This window comes from Cupriavidus sp. HMR-1 (genome assembly GCF_000319775.1).
GTDB lineage: Bacteria > Pseudomonadota > Gammaproteobacteria > Burkholderiales > Burkholderiaceae > Cupriavidus > Cupriavidus metallidurans.
Window position 1 is genome coordinate 57,574 of the sequence record NZ_ANKP01000235.1, and the last position, 19,417, is coordinate 76,990.

Sequence of the window (19,417 nt, forward strand, 5' to 3'; positions counted from 1 at the left end):
GAAAACGCCGGCCGGTGGCCGGCGTTTTCTATTGGGCGAACCTTCTATTGGGCGAACCACGACTCAGGCGTCGCCCCCGCCCGGCGCTTTGAACACTTCGACGGCAGGTGCCGGTTCCCGGTACTTCTCGACGTCGGCCATGGCAGTGTGTCCGCAATTGCCTTGCGCCAGCTTCGAGGTGCCGATGCCAGTCGTCAGGTTGTTGACGTCGCCATATCGGCACAGGGTCCCGGGCTTGCCTGGCTCTGCAGGGTCGTACCACCCGCCTTCGCACACGCGGATAACACCACGGCGTATGTCATCGGTAAGCCTGACACCCACCAGCATCTGCCCGCGATCGTTGAACACACGTACGATGTCGCCATCGGCAATCCCACGGGTCTTGGCATCTTCCGGATGCATCAGGCACGGCTCGCGTCCCTTGATGGCATAGCTCCCGCGCAGCACCGTGCCGCACAACTGCGAATGCAGGCGACTTCTGGGGTGGCTGCTGTCGACGTGCAACGGATACCTGGTCGTGGGTCCACCCAGCCGTTCCAGCGGCTCCATCCAGGTGGGATGAGGCGGGCAATCGTCGTATTTCATGCGTGCGATGTTCGACGAGTAGATCTCGATCCGTCCCGACGGCGTGCCGAGCGCGTTGAGCAGCGGGTCATCGCGGAACTCCTTGTGCCGGATGTAACCCTTCGCCTCCTCGCCGATCGGGAACGCCAGCGGCTTGTTGCTGTTCCAGAACACATCGAACACTGGCATTTCCATGCGCTTACCGCGTGCCTGAACGCGCGCCGCTTCGTAGAACGTTCGAATCCAGGCCATGTCGTCGCGCCCCTCGGTGAACGCCTTGCCGGTACCCATCCGCTCGCAGATCGCCGCGAAAATGTCGTAGTCGTCGCGCGCTTCGAACAATGGGGCCACCACCTTGCGCATCGCCAGGATGTGGCTCATCGAGTAGTCGCCAATACCTTCGATGTCATTGCGCTCGTAGCTCGTCGTGCACGGAAGCACGATGTCCGCATGACGCGCGGTGGCTGTCCACTGGAAGTCCTGCACGATGAACGTATCGAGCTTGCGCCACGCCTTGATCATCCGGTTGCGATCCTGATGATGCATGAACGGATTGCCACCGACCCAGTAGGCCAACCGGATGTCAGGGTACTTCGAGCGCTTGCCGTTGAAGTCGTACGGCTTGCCGGGATTCTCGAGCATCTCGACGATGCGCGAGACCGGTATCGTCTCCGTCCCGCCCGCTTCGAGCCACTCCGATCCCGGCGGCGGCTTCGCACCGCCGACGATACCCGGCAGCACTGGCCCGGTAGCCGTGGGGCTGCCGCCATTGGCATAGTGATAGGTGAAGCCATAGCCCCCACCGGGCAATCCGATCTGCCCCAGCATCGACGCCAGCGTCACCAGCATCCAGTGTGACTGCTCGCCATGATGCTGGCGCTGAATGGACCACCCTGCCGCCAGCATCGTGCGCTTCGAAGCGAATCGACGCGCGAGATCGCGGATCGTCTCCGCAGGTATCTCGCAGATGCTCGCCGCCCACTCCGCATTCTTGGCCACGCCATCGGACTCCCCCGTCAGATAGGGAACGAATCGATCGAAGCCGGTGGTATAGCGGGCCAGGAACTTCGCATCGTGCAGCTTTTCCGTGTACAGCGTATGCGCGATCCCGAGCATCATCGCGACATCGGTATGCGGGCGCGGCGCCAGCCATTCGGCATCGAAATAGCGACAGGTGTCCGTTCGCACCGGATCAATGCAGATCACCTTTACGCCCTTGCTCTTCAATGCTTCCATGCCAGGATAGGCGCCATGGTCAGGCACCTGCCAGCCGATCTGGTTCGTGACCATCGGATCGGCCGCCCAGAAGACCATCAGTTCCGTATGCTCGGCCAGCACCGGCCACGCGGTAGGTTGCTCGTAGACGTCGATCGATCCCACCACGTAAGGCAGGATCACCTGTGCCGCGCCGGTCGAGTAGTCCCCGCTGCGACTGACGAATCCGCCGTTGACGGTCAGCGCGCGTGCCAGCAACGTCTGGCAATTGTGCAGTTTGCCGGGACTCTTCCAGCCATAGGAGCCACCGAAGATCGAGGTCGGGCCGTGTTTCTTTCGCACACGCACCAGCTCCGCAGCCACGAGATCGAGCGCCTTCTCCCAACTGACCCGAACGAAATCGCCCTTGCCGCGCCCTTCGGGATCGGCGCCGGGCCCCCGTTCAAGCCAGGCCCGGCGCACCATCGGATGGCGGATGCGCGTCGGTGAGTACATCGAGTCCAGCACACCGGGCAGTTGATGCGATGGCTTCGGGTCCTTCTCCCACGGCCGGACGCCCGTTACCCGGCCATCGTCCACACGCATGTAGAACGCCCCCCAGTGCGATCCAGTCAGGACCTCGCGACTGCCCGCCGTCGCCGCCCGCGCACCCGACGCCAGTAGCGTGGCCCCAGTGGAACCTAACGCACCCGCGGCCAGCGCGCCCTGGATAAAGCGCCGGCGAGACATGTTCGTGTCCGACTTCCCAAATTCATTCGACATGGTGACTCCCGTCTTGTCCATCGATCACGGAGACGAGGTGGGGCTGACCATCGGGCCCCGGCGCCTCCAGCAGATTCAGATTGCCCAGCAGCCGCGCCAGCCCGCCATAGAAACCGTCCGGGTCCAGCGCGATACATTCGTCGATCAATGCCGGCATCCAGCCTGCCAGCCGCGCCCGCATCAAACCCTCGCCGGTGAGGTGACCCTTGCGCAACAGCGCCGCAAGGAGCGCGAGTTCGATCGATATATGGTCAGAGGCTTCGCGCGTGGCGCCGAGGCCCATCCTGAATTGCCGCAGCAGCGCATCCATCTCGCCTGCGGCGCGGCCGTACAGCCTCGGCTGCACCGGCACCTCGCAGTCGGCAACTGCATAGGTACTCTCATAAAGTGATACGGCAGGATTGCCGCAAACGCCTTCGAACAACCGCGTGTAGCTGACGGACAAATCCGCAGCCACGGTGTCCGCTGGCTTGCAAGGGTCCAGCGCCCTGCGAATCTGGAGCATGGCGGCATGACTCGACCATTCCGCCGCAATGGCGCCGAGAACCGCGCAACCCTCCGGCGAGCGCAATCGCGCGATCTGGTTCCCGGTCGGTGGCGCCACCAGCAAGCCCGCAATCCATTCGAGCACCAGCGTCACCGTCACGTCCGGGATTCCGCTCTCTTCCGTGGCACTCGTCATGGATGGCTACCCTTCGACGACGTACCGACGTCCTTCGAGTGATACTGCAGCCACGACAGCAGCAACCGGTACTCGGCATCGTCCAGCGACGTGTAGCGCTTCATGGCGCCGAGCGTCCCGATCCATTGGTTCGCGAGGAAATCCTCGCTGTGCGGCAGTGCGTGGCACGTGGCGCAAGACGCGCGATACGTTTCATCGCTGTGATGCCAGAGTTGTGCGAGATCCGCCGACAATCCCTTCTGAGCGATCCATACCTCCAGACTGACCTGATGCCACTGCTGGCCCGTATGCTCGTCCTCGATCGACGACAAACGCTTCACCCTGGCAATCGCCTCGGGCGACAGCACGGCCTGCAGGATCCGTTGCCCCTGGAGCGCGTAGACCGCGCTGTCCGAGCCATCGAGTTGCCAGCCGTCGACGCGTACCCGCATCCGGCCCCCGTCTCTCGACAGGACGGCAACCTTTGTGGCGCCAAGCAGCTTGCCATCCTCGGCCGTGCCGCTCGCCTCCAGCGTGAACGGCGCGGGAGAAACGACGTAGAGCGCATCGCTCTTGCCGATCACATCGGGCGATGCCAACAGCGCAGCCAGTTTCGAGGGCCCCGCCGCCGCATGGGCAGCCGGGAGCATGATCACCTCTGCCGTGCGGTTCGGCTTCGGCGCACCAGCGTTCGGTGCTTCGACGGCCGGCACAGACTTCAGGTACTCGGCCATCGCCAGTCGATCCTCGTGCGAAAGCCGCGCGGTGTTCTCGATGACCTCTTTCATGTCGCCGCCAGCCTTCATGCCGATCGGGCCGACACCGTCTTCAAGATAGCGCGCGATATCGTGCACGGACCAGTACCCGATGCCCGTCTCATCGGGCGTGATATTTGGGATGTATCCAGTGCCTTCGGGATTGGGACCCCCGGAGAAACGTTTCGAGAATGGCACGGCACCCGCCACGTTGCGCGGAGAGTGGCATTCCACGCAATGGCCCACGCCTTCCACCAGATACCTGCCGCGCCGCCAGAGTTCACTCTTGTCCGCCGCAACCTCCGGCAACGGTTTGCCATCGAGGAAAGCCAGCCGCCACAGGCCGACGCCGCGCCGCATCGAAAACGGGAATCTGAGTTCGTGATCGGGTATCGTGCCGGCCACCGGCTGCAGCGACTGCATGTAGGCGAACAGGTCGCGCAGGTCATTGGCCGTCATGCGTTGGTACGACGTATAGGGGAAGGCCGGATAGGCATTGCCCTTGCCAGGGATGACCCCCTCCCGCATGGCCATGATGAACTGCTCCAGCTTCCATTGGCCGATACCGTCGTTCGGATGCGACGAGATATTCGGCATGTGGAACGTGCCGAACGCGGTCTCGAGCGAACGTCCGCCGCCGAGCAGCGTATCGTCGCCCTTGCCTACCGACGCGTGGCATGTCGCGCAGTCGCCAGCGACGAACATGACACGTCCGTTTTTCAAGTCGGGGGGAGATGCGTCAGGCAGGTCACGTGACGCGTGCAGCAATCTCCAGGTGGTGGGAGCGGTAAGCGCGAGGAAGACAACGATGCCAATCGCCACGATTGCCGTGACGACGCGCAGGGACCATTTGCTTTTCATGTTTGACGACCTCTGTTGGGGAAACCCAAGTCGTCCATCACGCTACGCTTGCGAAAACGTGCGTGAATTGATGCTCGACAATCGAGCGTTAACGATGGCAGTTTGGTACAGACTCGATTCGCGATCCGCTAACAGGCCGCACTGTCGAGCGGCGCCCGGACAGCGTTATGGTTTGTTCGGCGGTCGATTCCACGGTGCCGCCTTAACAACGCCGACTACCTGAAGTCGAACCCCACGCTCAAGAATGCATGGAGGCCGACGGCACCTGATGTGCCTTGTGCCCATGCCACGGGCTGCCATATCGAAGTCGTTGGTACTACGCCGCGCCCGCTTGTTCAAGGCCTGTTCAAGGCCAGGTCGGGTCCAGGCGGGATGTCGACGCCCACCAGTGACGGCAATGCGCCGACACCAGCCCACAGTCTCGGCCGATGACGCGGATGGCACGGCGACGGCTACCGCCACGTCGCCATCCATCGTGCCATGCACCGGCGGCTGCAGGGTTCACTAGCCAAAGTACGCGCGTGCATTGCAGCGCGTCTCGATTCAGAACCGCGTCAAACCGGCATGCAGGTGGTGGCCAGCAACTGCTCGTAGATGAAGCATTGCAGCAGCGTCAACTCGCGCTCCCCCAGCGCATCGAATGCCACGCCGAAGGCCGGGAATTCGTCATCGTCCTGCGAAGCCGCGCTGCGCACCGTGCCGTCGATGATCACTTCGGCATCGAGCGAAGCCGTCTTCAGACGAAAGCGCAGACGCACCTTCTGACCCACGGCAGGGGCCAGGGAGGATGTCTGCACAAGTGCCCCGCCGGTGCTGAGATCGGACAGCACGCCCAGCCGCGCCATCCCTTGGCTCATACGATCATCCATGCCGGCATTGGACGGCTGACCATCCTCGTCCGCGCCTTCGGTCAGATACGCCGCCAATCGCGTAGGCACACGCGCCGCACGCCGCACGGGCATCTGCTCGGTCTGCGCCGGCGCCGACAGCACCAGATACCGGAACGGGCTGCGGCAGACCGCCGTGATCGTCGAGGTGAAGCTGTGGATGGCCTGGCCCGAGAAGCCGCGTAGCAGCAAGGGCTCGCCGGCCTGCAGCATCAGGTCCCGCCCCCCGAGTGTTGGCCACGTGATGAACAATCCCTGATCGACAAACCCGATCAGGCGGCTGGCGGCGGCGCGCGACTTCTCGCCTGGCGTCTTCACGTGCAGCAGCGTGCCAACCTGCAAGCCGAGCGGGCCAGCGGAGAGGCGCGAAGCGGTTTGCACCTCGGGTTCGTTGCCGGCTTCGGGTATGTCATCTGGCCGGCAGACCTGTCCGTGGCGGAAGACCAGGGCCAGGTCGCGGGCGTCGGGAATGATGCTGCCGCTGTCGAGCATCAGGTTGCCCTGCTCGTCGAGCAGCGACCAGGGTAATGGCTGCCCCACTGGCAGGTCCTGGGGAGATAGCAGAATCATGGTGTGAACGCGGCTCCATGAGATGCGCCGGGACCGGACGAGCGGAAATGCGGCGCGATGCATGTATGAAAGGCGGCCGTGCCAAACCGATGGACTCCCGGCCCTTGAAGGCTGCTATCGGCCAATGTGACGAAACCTTGACCCTTCTGGGAGCAGGTCCCCGGCAGACAGCACACCTCAGATAGCGGGCGATCATCGGCCACCTGTAGCGCTCGGGCAGATTGCCGCTTGACGCGGCTCAATCATCACCGCAAAATCAGCCACTTGCGCAAAGCTGTCTGACAGCCTGACATATCGAATCCAATGAATCGTCTCTCCCGCCCCGCCTCCCTTGCCAGCCGCATCGCCCAGGCCCTGCGCGACGATATCGCCGCCGGACGCTTTGCCGCCGGCGCCCGGTTGCCGGCCGAGGCCACGCTGGCAGAGACGTTCGATGTAAGCCGGCCGATCGTCCGCGAAGCCATCGCCCTGCTGAAGGCCGACGGGATACTGGTCACCCGCAAGGGGTCCGGCGCCTATGTCTCCGAGACACCGGGCGGGCAAGTCTGGCGCGTAGCCAGCGCCCCGGACGGTGGCCCGACGCTGGCCCAGCTATTCGAATTACGGCGCGTCGTGGAAACCGCGTGCGCCGAAATGGCGGCCGCACGCCGCACCGATGCCGATCTGGTCACGATCCGTGCCGCACTGGCCACGATGCAGGTCCACGCCACAGACTTCCCGAGCGCGGCCGCCGCCGACATTGCGTTCCACCACGCAATTGCCCAGGCTGCCCACAACCCCTGCTTCACCGGACTGACGGATTTCGTCAGCCAGCAATTGCTCGTGGCGCGCCAGCACGCCTGGGAGAACAGCGCCCGCCTCGGCGCATTGCATGGCACACCACGCGCTGCCGACGCCGAACATGCGGCCCTGGTCGAGGCCATCGCGGCCGGCGACCCCTCGGCAGCCCGCGCGGCGGCCACCGCCCACCTGTCCGCCGCCGCTGCGCGCATGGGCCTCGACTGAACAACAGATATCAGAGCAACAAGGAGCAGAGAAATGGAACAAGTAGATTGCGTCGTGATCGGCGCTGGCGTGGTCGGCCTGGCCGTTGCGCGCGCGCTGGCGCTGCAGGGCCGCGAGGTCATCATTCTTGAGGCCGAGAACGCGTTCGGCACGATTACGAGCGCGCGCAACAGCGAGGTGATCCACGCCGGCATCTACTATCCCGCGGGGTCGCTCAAGGCCGAACTGTGCGTGCGCGGCAAGGCGATGCTCTACGACTACTGCGCCAGCCACCATGTCGCCCATCAGCGCTGCGGCAAGCTGATCGTGGCCACCAGCACCGCCCAGGTGGCCACGCTGGAAGGCATCCGCGCCAAGGCCGCCGCCAACGGCGTGCATGACATGCAACTGCTGACGCGCGACGAAGCGCGGGCGATGGAACCCCAGCTCGAATGCGAAGCCGCCCTGCTCTCACCTTCCACCGGCATCATCGACAGCCACGGCCTGATGACCGCGCTGCTTGGCGATGCCGAGCGGGCCGGCGCGATGCTGGCCGTGCAGTCGCCGGTGCTGTCGGGCGCGGTGACGCCGGACGGCATCCGGCTCGAGGTCGGTAGCGATGATGGATCGACCGTGCTGCTCGCCCGTACGGTCGTCAATTCGGCGGGGCTGACCGCGCCGGACCTGGCGCGCCGCATCGACGGCATTCCGCCGGAACATATCCCACCGCAGTACTACGCCAAGGGCTGCTATTTCACGCTCGCCGGCCGCGCCCCGTTCTCGCGGCTGATCTATCCGGTGCCCGAAGCAGCCGGGCTGGGCGTGCATCTGACGCTAGACATGGGTGGTCAGGCACGCTTCGGCCCCAACGTGCGCTGGATCGACGAGATCGAATACAGCGTGCCGCCGCACGATGCCGACAGTTTCTACGACGAAGTCCGCCGCTACTGGCCCGGCCTGGCCGACGGCGCACTGCAGCCGGGTTATGCAGGCATCCGGCCGAAGGTCAGTGGCCCGACGGAGGTTGCGGCCGATTTCCGGATCGACGGGCCTCGGACGCATGGCGTGCCGGGGCTGGTGAACCTGTTCGGCATCGAGTCGCCCGGGCTGACATCGTCGCTGGCGATCGCGGAACGCGTGGCAGGGTTGCTGGAGAACTGATGGTTTGCACCCCTATTCCGCGCGCGGTGTAGAGACCGGAGAGGGGTGCGTGTAGTGCCGGACATCCGTCAGATCGACAATCTCAGGCCCGTTCGGCCTCCCCACGAAAACTCATCACGGCGCATCCCGCGCCAATCAGTGCCGCCAGCGCCGCCAGCCCGAACGTGTGCATCGGCGCGAGCGTCTTCCACGTCCAGCCCATCGCCAGGCCGCCGAGCGTGCCGCCCACGCCGTAGGAAATCCCTGTGTACAGCGCCTGCCCCCGCCCCTGCAGCGGGCCGGCGAACCAGCGTTGCAGGCGCTTGAGGCTGGCACTGTGGTGCGCGCCAAAGGTGGCTGCGTGCAGGATCTGCACTAGCGCCATCAGCCAGGCGTACTGCGCGAAGTAGCCGGTCAGGCCGAAACGCAGCGCGGCCAGCACGAATGTGCCAGCCAGAATCGTGCGCAGCGCCAGCGCGCCGAACAGCTTGCCCTGATAGAAGAAGAACACGATCTCGGCCACCACGCCGATGGTCCACATCACGCCAATCGCGAACTTGCTGTAGCCAAGCTGTTCCAGATAGAGCGAGTAGAAGACGTAAAGCGCCGCGTGAGCGAACATCATCAGGAAGGCCGATGCCAGGAACCAGGCCACATCGGGCCGCCGCAGCAGAGGCAGCGCCGGTGGGGGTGTCGCGCGCGGGCCCTCGTCGGGCGCGTCGCGCATGCCGAAGACCACCAGCGCGAACAGCGCCAGCATCGTGCTGGCCAGCCACGGAAACGCCGGCATGCCGAAGCGCTCAAACAGCGCGCCGCCCGTCAGCACCGCGGCGATAAAGCCGATCGAGCCGAACATCCGCACACGCCCATAGCGATGGTCGAACGCACCGTGGCGGCGCAGCGTCGAGATCGTCAGCGCGTCGCCCAGCGGCGACATGGCGCTCGTGATCAGGTTGAGCCCGATCATCATCGCCATCATGCCGCCGTAGCTCTGGATACCGGGCACGGTCAGGAACGCCAGCAATGCCGTGACCGCGGCCAGCCGCAACAGCTTCACGCGTGTGTGCATCACGTCCGAGAGCCAGCCCCACAGATACGGGCCCACGATGCGGGATAGCTGAAAACAGGCCATCAGCACGCCGATTTGCACCGGCGAATAGCCCCGGTCGGCGAAAAACAGGCTGACGTACGGCGATATCACGCCGACGTAGCCGTAATAGCCGAGATAGAAGAGTCCGAAACGGAAATAGGTCCCCGGGTCGATCGACCCGGAAACGCGGGTGCTCAGGATTTGCCCGGTGCTTGCGCCGGGATGCGCGGGGTGTCGACGCGGACGTCACCGCATTGGGCGCGATGCCGCAATGCGTGGTCCATCAGCACCAGCGCGAGCATGGCTTCGGCGATCGGTGTGGCGCGGATGCCGACGCACGGGTCGTGGCGGCCGAACGTTTCCACGCTGGCCGGGCTGCCAGCCTTGTCGATCGACTCACGTGCGGTACGGATGCTCGACGTCGGCTTGATCGCCAGCGATACCTTGATGTCCTGTCCCGTGGAAATCCCGCCGAGCACGCCACCCGAGTTATTCGTGCGGAACCCCTCCGGCGTCAGTTCGTCGCCATGCACGGTGCCGCGCTGGGACACGCTGTCGAAGCCAGCGCCGATCTCGACGCCCTTGACCGCGTTGATACCCATCATTGCGTGCGCGATATCGGCGTCGAGCTTGTCGAACAGCGGCTCGCCCAGACCCACCGGCACATGGCTGGCCACCACTTCAATACGCGCGCCGACGGAGTCGCCGTCGCGGCGCAACGCATCCATGTAGGTTTCCAATTCGGGAACGATATCGGCGTTCGCGGCGAAGAACGGGTTCTCCGGCACGTATTTCCAGTCGGAGAACGGCACTTCGACCTCACCGAGCTGCGACATGTAGCCACGAATCTCGGTGCCGTACTGCTCATTCAGCCATTTCTTAGCGATTGCCGCGGCGGCCACCACGGGCGCGGTCAGGCGCGCCGACGAGCGGCCACCACCGCGATAGTCGCGGATACCGTACTTGTGCCAGTAGGTGTAGTCGGCATGGCCGGGGCGGAACGTCTCGACGATGTTGCCGTAGTCCTTGCTGCGCTGGTCGGTGTTGCGGATCAGCAGGCAGATTGGCGTGCCCGTGGTCTTGCCTTCGAATACGCCGGACAGGATCTCCACCTGGTCCGCTTCCTGGCGCTGCGTCACGTGGCGCGACGTGCCGGGCTTGCGGCGGTCCAGATCGATCTGGATATCGGCTTCAGTCAACGACATCCCCGGCGGGCAGCCATCCACTACCGCGCCGATGGCCGGCCCGTGCGATTCGCCGAACGTGGTAACTGTGAAAAGCAGGCCGAGAGTATTGCCAGACATGATCGAAACCGCACAGGAATTGGGGACGGCCTACATTGTACGGCTATTTTGCAGGGCTATTGCTGCCCGAAAGCCGCCTCGGGCCGGCCTGCCGTGGCGGCGGAGGCTGGCGCGAAGACCCCGCTACCCTGGAAATCGGGGTAGTACCGGGCCCGCATCCGGGCCATATAGGCAATCAGGTTCGGATGTGACTCGGCCGCGGCGCGAATCGGCGTCTCGAATACCGGGGACAGCAGGCTGGCCGCGAATGCGAACAGCGTGGCGTCCGCGCCGCATGGGTTGTTTCCCATCAGGTAGGGCTTGTCACCAAGGATGTCGGTGATCGCCTTGATGCCCTGCACCGCCATCGCCGTCATGTCCTGCTCGCTATGCCGACCAAGGCCCTGCGCCCAGAGCATCTGCCGCACCTTGCGGCGTACCAGCACCTTGACCAGGCCACGCAACGGCCCCGGCACGACGTTGAAGAACTGCGCTGGACCGCGCTCGAAGTTGTCACGCTCCAGCCAGCGCACACGCGCCACCGCCCAATAGAGGTTGTCCTCCATGAGCTTTTCCACGGCCCAGGCGGTGCCCCGCTCGGCCGGGCTCAGTCCTTCGTCGAAATCGACGTGATATGTCTTCTCGATATGCCAGCGGATCAGCGTCGAGTCCGCGACGATCCGGCCCATGTCGTCCAGGTACGGCAGCTTGCCCTTGGGCGCGCGCCGCAGGTTGCCACGCGCGGTCTGGTACGGCAGGCCGGCCATCTTCAGCAGCAACTCGGCCTTCATGACGAACGGGCTCGCATCGGGCAGGCCGAACGACGGGCCGAACGTGAAGAGCGTGATCATGGCTATTTCCAGTCGCCGCGCAGCGCGAGCACCATTTGTTGAAGACTCTCCGGCGTGGCCGCTTCGGGCGGCACCGGCTCACCAACCACCAGTTCCAGCTTGCTCAGGATGCCGCGCCGGAACGGACGGGTCATCGCCGGCGCGCCTTTGCGCGAGAAGAAGCTTCCCCAGAGCCCGCGCAACGCCATCGGCACCACCGGCACCGGCGTTCGCTCAATAATCTGGCGCACACCGCTCTTGAACGGATTGACGTCGCCAGTGGCTGTGATCTTGCCTTCGGGGAAGATGCAGACGAGGTCGCCATCAGCCAGCGCGGCCGCCACGGTGTCGTAGGCGCGCGCCAGCATCTCCGGATTTTCGTGCGCGGGTGCGATCGGAATCGCCTTGGCCTGCCGGAAGAACCACGACAGCAACGGCACCTTGAAGATGTTGTGGTCCATCACGAAGCGCACCGGCCGGGGGCTGGCCGCCATCAGCACCACCGCATCGGCAAAGCTGACATGGTTGCAGACCAGCACCGCCGGCCCCTCCTCCGGGATGCGTTCGGCGTTGATGCGGCGCAGGCGGTAGATCGTATGCACCAGCACCCAGGCGATAAAACGCAGCAGGAACTCGGGCACCAGCGTGTAGATGTAGATCGCCACCACGGCGTTGAGCAGCCCCACCACCAGGAACAGTTGCGGAATGGTGTAGCCGGCCTGGGTCATGTACACGCCCAGCAGCGAGGCGCCGATCATGAAGAAGCTGTTCAGGATGTTGTTGGCCGCGATGATCCGTGCGCGGTGCGTGGGTGCGGACCGGCTCTGGATCAGCGCATAGAGCGGCACGCTGTAGAAGCCGCCGAACATCGCCACGCCGAACAGATCCACCAGCACACGCCAGGTGCCCGGCTGAGCCAGGAATCCGGGGATGCCGTTCAGCGAGGCGCCGGCGCCGAGCCCGTGCGAAGCCAGGTACAGATCGACGGCGAACACCGTCATGCCGATCGAGCCGAACGGCACCAGGCCGATTTCCACGTGACGCCCGGACAGCCGCTCGCACAGCAGCGACCCGGTGCCGATGCCGATCGAGAATACGGCCAGCAGCAGCGTCACCACGTTCTGATCGCCGCCCAGCACGTCCTTGGCGAAGCTGAAGAACGAGGTCAGGAATGTCGCCCCGAGAAACCAGAGCCACGAAATACCGAGCAGGCTCAGGAACACCACGCGGCGCTCGCGCGCAAGCATGAGGTTGCGCCAGGTCTCGGTGAACGGGTTCCAGTTGATGCGGAGGTCCGGCTGCGGGGCGGGCGACAGGGGGATACCCTGCGACACCGCCCGCCCCGCCACGGCGATAGCCACACAGGCGATACCGACGTACAGCGGACCGATCACGGTGCCATCGCCGCGCGCGATGCCGGCCATCTCGCCGCCAAGCAGCGTGCCGAACAGAATGGCCACGAACGTGCCCATTTCCACCAGACCGTTGCCGCCGACCAGTTCGGTCTGGTCCAGATGCTGCGGCAGATAGGCGAATTTGACCGGGCCGAACAGGGTCGAATGCAGCCCCATCAGGAAAGTGCCGAGGTATAGCAGTGTGGCGCTGTGCAGATAGAAGCCGGCCAGCCCGACCAGCATGATCGCGATCTCCAGCGACTTGACCAGCCGGATCAGCTTCGATTTTTCGATCTTGTCGGCAATCTGGCCGCTCGTGGCGGAGAACAGCACGAACGGCGCGATGAAGATCGCTGAAATCAGGAATGCCGCGCTGTGGGGGTCGACACCCTCGAACAGCGTGGCATGGTAGGTAACCAGGGAAGTGAAAGCGACCTTGAAGACGTTGTCGTTCATCGCCCCAAGGAACTGCGTCCAGAAGAACGGCGCAAACCGGCGCGCGCCAAGCAGGCGAAACTGGCTTTGTTGGCTCATGAGCAGCGTTTCTTATTGACCCCGGTTACCCGCCGGGGCATCAGGCCGCCGCCATCATACCTGCAAGGGGCGCCAGGACTGCCGAGGGGATCAGCCGGCGCGCTCTTCCTTCTCTTCGGGCCAGTCGCGGATATAGGCCTTGAGCATCTTGTTCTCGAAGCTCTGCTCTTCCACCACGGATTTGGCTACGTCGTAGAACGAGATCACGCCCATCAGTGTGCGATTGTCGAGTACTGGCAGGTAACGGGTGTGGCGCTCCAGCATCATGCGGCGCACTTCGTTGACGTCGGTCTCGGGGGTGCAGGTCAGCGGCGCGTCGTCCATGAGCTTGCGGATGCTGTGGGTGCCCAGCGTGCCGTTGTTGGCGGCCATTGTCTCGATGATCTCGCGGAAGGTCAGCATCCCGACGAGATCGCCGTATTCCATCACCACCAGCGAGCCAATGTCGTGCTCGGCCATCGCCTGGACGGCCTGCATCAGTGGCGTATCCGGCGTGACGGTAAAGAGCGTGTTGCCCTTGAGTTGCAGGATATCGCTGACTTTCATGATGGTGTCTCCGCTGCTTTGCGTATTGCTGTGCCTGATGGTATTCAGGCTGGTTTCGTGAGGGGCGCGCCCGATGGTCGATCCTAGCCCAAACCGCCGTCTCAAGTAAAGCGAGCGCGGCTTCCAGCGCCCGTCCCGCCGTGGATTCCCGGGTTACGCATGTGGCGTATGGTGCTACGATGCCGGACGGAGACAACTACCCATGGCTCGGCAAACCGAGCCCTTTCACCATGTCCGGTACCCGCTTTGACACGCTGGCCCTGCACGCCGGCGCCGCGCCCGACCCCACCACCGGGGCCCGCGCCACACCGATCCATCTGACCACATCCTTCGTATTCCGCGACAGCGAGCACGCCGCATCGCTGTTCAATATGGAACGCGCCGGACACGTCTATTCGCGCATCAGCAACCCCACGGTCGCCGTGTTCGAGGAGCGCGTGGCCGCGCTGGAAAACGGCGCGGGCGCCATTGCCACGGCCTCGGGCCAGGCCGCCCTGCACCTGGCCGTAGCCACGCTGATGGGCGCGGGCGCCCATATCGTGGCGTCCACCGCGCTCTATGGCGGGTCCCACAACCTGCTGCACTACACGCTGCGCCGCTTCGGCATCGAGACCACCTTCGTCAATCCGCGCGACATCGACGCCTGGCGCGCCGCGATCCGCCCCGAGACGAAGCTGCTCTTCGGTGAAACACTGGGCAACCCCGGCCTGGACGTGCTCGACATCGCCACCGTGGCCCAGATCGGCCAGGAACACGGCATTCCGCTGCTGGTGGATTCGACGTTCACCACGCCCTACCTGCTGCGCCCGTTCGACCACGGCGCCGGGCTGCTCTACCACTCGGCCACCAAGTTCCTGGGCGGCCATGGCACGACGATCGGCGGTGTGCTCTCGGAAGGCGGCACGTTTGATTTCGAAGCCTCGGGCCGCTTCCCGGAACTGTCCGAGCCGTACGAGGGCTTCCACAACATGGTGTTCACCGAGGAAAGCACGGTTGCGCCGTTTCTGCTGCGCGCGCGGCGCGAGGGCCTGCGCGACTTCGGCGCCTGCATGAATCCGATGGCTGCCTGGCAGCTCCTGCAGGGCATCGAGACACTGCCGCTGCGCATGAGCCGCCACGTCGACAACACGCGGCGCGTGGTGCAGTTCCTGGCCAGCCACCCGATGGTCGAGTCGGTAGCCTATCCGGAGCTCGAATCGCACCCGGACTACGAACTGGCCAAGCGCCTGCTGCCGCGCGGCTGCGGCGCGGTGTTCAGCTTCAACCTCAAGGCCGACCGCACCGCCGGCCAGCGCTTCATCGAAAGCCTGTCGCTGTTCTCGCACCTGGCCAACGTGGGCGATGCACGCTCACTGGTGATCCATCCGGCGTCCACCACCCACTTCCGCATGGACGCCGCAGCGCTGCGCGCGGCCGGCATCGGCGAAGGCACAATCCGCCTGTCGATCGGCCTGGAGGATCCGGACGACCTGATCGACGACCTGAAACGCGGCCTCAAGGCCGCCGAGAAGGCCATGGGAGGGAAAGCCTGATGGAACTGAACCTCTCCGGCCACAAGGCCTACGCCTACACCGGCGGCAAGCCGTTCGACCCCGCCCTGCCCTGCGCCGTCTTCGTGCACGGCGCGCAGAACGATCACAGCGTCTGGGGGCTGCAGACGCGCTGGTTCGCCAATCACGGTTTCTCGGTGCTGGCCGTCGACCTGCCCGGCCACAATCGCAGCGAAGGCGCGCCGCTGACGTCGGTCGAGGAATTGGCCGACTGGGTGATGGCGCTGGTCGCGGCAGCCGGCGTGAAGGCGCCGGCACTGGTGTTCGGCCACAGCATGGGCTCCCTGATCGCGCTCGAATGCGCGGCGCGGCACCCCCAGGCGGTGCGCGCGATCGGCCTGCTGGCCACCGCCTATCCGATGAAGGTGTCCGACGCCCTGCTCGACGCCGCCTTGAACCGCGAGGGCGATGCCATCGCGATGGTCAACCAGTGGTCGATCTCTAGCCTTGCCAGCAAGCCCTCCTCCCCCGGCCCGGGCGCGTGGATGCACGGCGGCAGCCAGCGCCTGATGGAGCGGATCTCGGCGCGCAATCCCGGGGCACATGTGTTCCATACCGACTTCTCGGCGTGCAACGGCTACGCGCATGGCGAGGAAGCCGCAGCGGCGGTGGCATGTCCGGCGCTGTTCGTGGTGGGGACCAAGGACATGATGACGTCGCCCAAGGCAGCCCAGGCCCTGGCCGGCAAGATGAAGAACGCCAGGATCGTCACGGTGCCGAGCGGACACGCCATGATGGGAGAAAAGCCCGACGAGGTGCTGGACGCCCTGGCGGGATTCGCGAAGACCGCCCGCTAGGAAACACCAAAAAGAAGAAAACAGGAGACTGCCATGGCCCAGGCCCACACCAAGGAGTTCGCCAGCTTTGCCGATTTCTACCCGTTCTACCTGAACGAGCACCGGAACCGCACCTGCCGCCGCCTGCATTTCGTCGGGTCGACGGTCGCGCTGGCCTGCCTGGTGACGCTACTGGTCACCGGCAATGCGTGGTGGCTACTGGCGGCCCTGGTGTCAGGCTATGCGTTTGCCTGGGTCGGGCACTTCGGCTTCGAGAAGAACCGCCCGGCCACGTTCAAGCATCCGTTCTACAGCCTGATGGGCGACTGGGTCATGTACGCGGACATCCTGCGCGGCAAGATCAGGTTCTGAACGGCTGTCCTGCCACCCAAAAACGGAAGCCGTATAGGGATGAAGCGCAGCCGTTCTGGCTTGACGCGGGGCGCAAACAGTACCGGTGGTACGGCAAGGCCCCGCAACGACGCCAGAAACAATCTAAAACGGTTTCCTAGACCTGCCCGTGCCAGCCCGGCGGGACGACTTCCACCACCTTGCGATCGCGGCGGCCCGTTTCCTCGTTCGCGGCCGCCCCGGCCGTCTGCTGGCGGAACACCGCGTCCAGCGTCTGCTCGAGTTGCGGATTCTCCAGGATCGACCGCAATGCCTCCGCCCCCTGCATCTGTTGGGCCAGCGCGGTGCGCGGCAGGCGCGCCATGTTCAGCACCAGCCTGTCGTGCAGCGTGCGTAGCGTGACCTGCGACGGATCGCAGAGCAACGCCCAGTGTGCCTGCCCCCGATCCTGCTGAAGCTTGCCCACCAGATGCATGGCCTTGAGCTTGGTCAGCAGGCCGGAGAGATAGTCGGCCTCCATCCGCAGCTTGCGACCCATATCCAGTTCGCCGACGGTACGCGGCACCTCGTCCCGCGCGCGGTACAGCAGATACAGGATGCCAAGGGCATCGAAGAACTCACTGCCCGCGAACGTCCGCCGACGCCAGTGTCCCTCGCGGATCACCGGCAGATTGGCCGCGATCGTCGCGCCGAGCAGCGTCACCAGCCAGCTCACGTACATCCACAGCAGGAACAGCGGCAGCACGGCGAAGGTGCCATATACGGCTGTGTAGGTGGGGATATGGGTGATGAAGTAGCCAAAGCCGCGCTTGGCGACTTCAAAGGCGACAGCCGCCACGATGCCGGCGACGATCGCATCGCGCCACTCCACGTAGGCATAGGGCACCGCCATGTAAAGGAAGGCAAAGGCGAGCGCGGAGAGCAGCACCGGCACCAGGCTGATCACGACCCCGACGCCGAACGGCAGGTTGCCGACGTAGCCCATCGAGACCGACATCAGGTACGAGCTGACGGACAGGCTCGCGCCGATCAGCACCGGCCCGAGCGTCAGCACGGCCCAGAACACCAGCACCCGTTGCGCGAATGGCCGGCGCCGCCTGACGCGCCAGATCGCATTGAGCGCGTCCTCGACGGTCAGCATCGTCAGCACGGACGTCACCATCAGCCCAGCCAGGCCCAATGCCGTCAGGCCACGCGCGCTGCGGGAGAACTGTCCGATATAACGCGACACCGAGTCGCTGACATTGCCGCCCGGAATCAGGTTCTGGAACAGGAACATCTCGATCTGGCCACGGAAATCCCGGAACACCGGAAACGCGGCCAGCAGCGCGAAGGCAACGGTCAGCACCGGCACCACCGCCAGCACGGTCGTGAACGTCAGGCTGGCCGATACCTGGGGCAGGCGGTCCTCGCCGGCGCGGCGCAACGCATAGCGGGCAAGTGCACGCACTTTCTGCAGGTTCCACTCCCTGCGCAGGCGGGCGATGCGTACAGCGGTCATGCGGGGGCTTTCTCCTCGATCGGATGATCCTCAATGGGATGATGGCAAACTCACGCAAATATAATACGCGCAATGCACTTGCGCCGACCGCGCCCCGCCAAACCATCCATGACCGACATTCTCGTCCTTTACTACAGCCGTCACGGCGCCACCCGCAAGCTCGCCGAACTGATCGCCCGCGGTATCGACAGCGTGCCCGGCGCCCAATCCCGCCTGCGCACCGTCCCACCGGTTTCCACGGTCTGCGAGGCCACCGCGCCGGACATCCCGCCCGAAGGCGCCCCGTATGCCGAACTGCGCGACCTCGAGGAATGCGCCGGACTGGCGCTGGGCAGCCCGACGCGCTTCGGCAACATGGCCGCGCCGATGAAGTACTTTCTCGACGGCACCGTCGCCCAGTGGCTCTCCGGCGCGCTGACTGGCAAGCCGGCCTGCGTGTTCACGTCGACGGGCAGCCTGCACGGCGGCCAGGAGACCACACTGCTCTCGATGATGCTGCCGCTGCTGCACCACGGCATGTTGATCGTCGGCCTGCCCTACGCCGAGTCCGGCCTGATGACGACCACGGCAGGCGGCACGCCGTATGGCCCGAGCCATTACGCCCACGTGGACAATCACGGCCCGATCACCGAGCAGGAAGCATCGCTCGCCACCGCGATGGGCCGCCGCCTGGCGGAAACCGCATTGAAGCTGGCGCGATGAACTCACCGGACATCCATCGGGACGGCTCGCCCGACGCCCTGCACAACCCGGCGCTCTGGCGCCTGAGCCTGGCCAGCCTGATCGCCCTGATGCTGCTCTGCATCGCATGGGAGTGGTTCCTGGCGCCGTTGCGTCCGGGCGGTTCCCGGCTGGTCTTGAAATTCGTGCTGCTGCTGCCGGTGCTGCGCGGTGTGCTCGCACGCAACCGCTATACGATGCAGTGGTCGTCGATGCTGATCCTGCTCTACTTCACCGAGGGCATCGTCCGCGCGACCAGCGACCGGGCCCCCTCTTCCTGGCTGGCCTGGGGCGAGGTAGCGCTGACGCTGCTGTTCTTCTCCAGCACGATCCTCTACCTGCGCCCCTTCAAACGGCGCGCCAAGGCATTGGCCAAAACAGCGACCAAGACGGCAACCAAAACGGCAACCAAAACGGCAACCAAAACGCAATCCAACCACTGA

Annotated in this window: 17 protein-coding genes; 7 read left to right on the top strand and 10 right to left on the bottom strand. The window is 65.0% G+C overall.

What is annotated here, in order from left to right; translation table 11 throughout:
• Positions 1-63: 63 nt before the first annotated feature.
• The 4 genes from torA to D769_RS24380 form a co-directional block, all read right to left on the bottom strand.
• A complete protein-coding gene (torA, locus tag D769_RS24365) occupies positions 64-2,541 on the bottom strand; it encodes a trimethylamine-N-oxide reductase TorA (RefSeq protein WP_008650520.1) in 2,478 nt (825 codons plus the stop codon).
• The gene (locus D769_RS24370) at positions 2,531-3,223 is read right to left on the bottom strand and encodes a molecular chaperone TorD family protein (RefSeq protein ID WP_008650521.1); all 693 of its coding nucleotides are present in this window, start codon (positions 3,221-3,223) and stop codon (positions 2,531-2,533) included. Before D769_RS24370 ends, torA begins: the two co-directional genes overlap by 11 nt.
• Complete coding sequence (locus D769_RS24375) at positions 3,220-4,818, bottom strand: c-type cytochrome (RefSeq protein WP_040011227.1); 1,599 nt, start codon at positions 4,816-4,818, stop codon at positions 3,220-3,222. Before D769_RS24375 ends, D769_RS24370 begins: the two co-directional genes overlap by 4 nt.
• 554 nt (positions 4,819-5,372) lie before the next feature.
• On the bottom strand, positions 5,373-6,275 hold the full coding sequence (locus D769_RS24380; protein ID WP_008650523.1) for a flagellar brake protein: 903 nt from the start codon (positions 6,273-6,275) through the stop codon (positions 5,373-5,375).
• Between the two features lie 303 nt (positions 6,276-6,578).
• On the opposite strand from D769_RS24380, the gene D769_RS24385 reads away from it, so the two are divergent.
• Positions 6,579-7,280 (top strand): FCD domain-containing protein, encoded by a 702-nt coding sequence (locus tag D769_RS24385; protein ID WP_008650524.1) that lies wholly within the window; start codon positions 6,579-6,581, stop codon positions 7,278-7,280.
• Between the two features lie 33 nt (positions 7,281-7,313).
• Positions 7,314-8,420: an NAD(P)/FAD-dependent oxidoreductase gene (locus tag D769_RS24390; RefSeq protein ID WP_008650525.1), complete on the top strand. Its 1,107-nt coding sequence runs from the start codon at positions 7,314-7,316 to the stop codon at positions 8,418-8,420.
• A gap of 82 nt (positions 8,421-8,502) precedes the next feature.
• On the opposite strand, the gene D769_RS24395 is transcribed toward D769_RS24390, so the two are convergent.
• The 5 genes from D769_RS24395 to D769_RS24415 form a co-directional block, all read right to left on the bottom strand.
• Positions 8,503-9,600, bottom strand: a complete 1,098-nt coding sequence (locus D769_RS24395) for an MFS transporter (RefSeq protein WP_008650526.1) — start codon at positions 9,598-9,600, stop codon at positions 8,503-8,505.
• 83 nt (positions 9,601-9,683) lie between these two features.
• On the bottom strand, positions 9,684-10,793 hold the full coding sequence (gene aroC / locus D769_RS24400; protein WP_008650527.1) for a chorismate synthase: 1,110 nt from the start codon (positions 10,791-10,793) through the stop codon (positions 9,684-9,686).
• A 56-nt stretch (positions 10,794-10,849) separates the two neighbouring features.
• Complete coding sequence (locus D769_RS24405) at positions 10,850-11,623, bottom strand: glutathione S-transferase family protein (protein WP_008650528.1); 774 nt, start codon at positions 11,621-11,623, stop codon at positions 10,850-10,852.
• A gap of 2 nt (positions 11,624-11,625) precedes the next feature.
• A complete protein-coding gene (locus D769_RS24410; protein ID WP_008650529.1) occupies positions 11,626-13,530 on the bottom strand; it encodes an MFS transporter in 1,905 nt (634 codons plus the stop codon).
• 90 nt (positions 13,531-13,620) lie between these two features.
• Positions 13,621-14,076 carry a CBS domain-containing protein gene (locus D769_RS24415; protein ID WP_008650530.1) on the bottom strand — a complete coding sequence of 152 codons (456 nt, stop codon included), beginning with the start codon at positions 14,074-14,076 and terminating at the stop codon, positions 13,621-13,623.
• Positions 14,077-14,306: 230 nt separating this feature from the next.
• On the opposite strand from D769_RS24415, the gene D769_RS24420 reads away from it, so the two are divergent.
• Genes D769_RS24420 through D769_RS24430 form a run of 3 tightly spaced genes read left to right on the top strand, consistent with a single transcriptional unit; the run spans position 14,307 to position 16,774 of the window.
• Positions 14,307-15,608 carry an O-acetylhomoserine aminocarboxypropyltransferase gene (locus tag D769_RS24420; protein WP_008650532.1) on the top strand — a complete coding sequence of 434 codons (1,302 nt, stop codon included), beginning with the start codon at positions 14,307-14,309 and terminating at the stop codon, positions 15,606-15,608.
• The gene (locus D769_RS24425) at positions 15,608-16,423 is read left to right on the top strand and encodes an alpha/beta hydrolase (RefSeq protein ID WP_008650534.1); all 816 of its coding nucleotides are present in this window, start codon (positions 15,608-15,610) and stop codon (positions 16,421-16,423) included. Before D769_RS24420 ends, D769_RS24425 begins: the two co-directional genes overlap by 1 nt.
• 33 nt (positions 16,424-16,456) lie before the next feature.
• Positions 16,457-16,774, top strand: a complete 318-nt coding sequence (locus tag D769_RS24430) for a DUF962 domain-containing protein (protein ID WP_008650535.1) — start codon at positions 16,457-16,459, stop codon at positions 16,772-16,774.
• Between the two features lie 136 nt (positions 16,775-16,910).
• Here the strand turns inward: D769_RS24430 and D769_RS24435 are convergent, their stop codons facing one another.
• Positions 16,911-18,254 (bottom strand): YihY family inner membrane protein, encoded by a 1,344-nt coding sequence (locus D769_RS24435; protein WP_008650536.1) that lies wholly within the window; start codon positions 18,252-18,254, stop codon positions 16,911-16,913.
• Positions 18,255-18,362: 108 nt separating this feature from the next.
• On the opposite strand from D769_RS24435, the gene wrbA reads away from it, so the two are divergent.
• Positions 18,363-18,956: an NAD(P)H:quinone oxidoreductase gene (gene wrbA, locus D769_RS24440; RefSeq protein WP_008650538.1), complete on the top strand. Its 594-nt coding sequence runs from the start codon at positions 18,363-18,365 to the stop codon at positions 18,954-18,956.
• On the top strand, positions 18,953-19,417 hold the full coding sequence (locus tag D769_RS24445) for a DUF2069 domain-containing protein (RefSeq protein ID WP_008650542.1): 465 nt from the start codon (positions 18,953-18,955) through the stop codon (positions 19,415-19,417). The genes wrbA and D769_RS24445 overlap by 4 nt, the downstream gene beginning before the upstream one ends.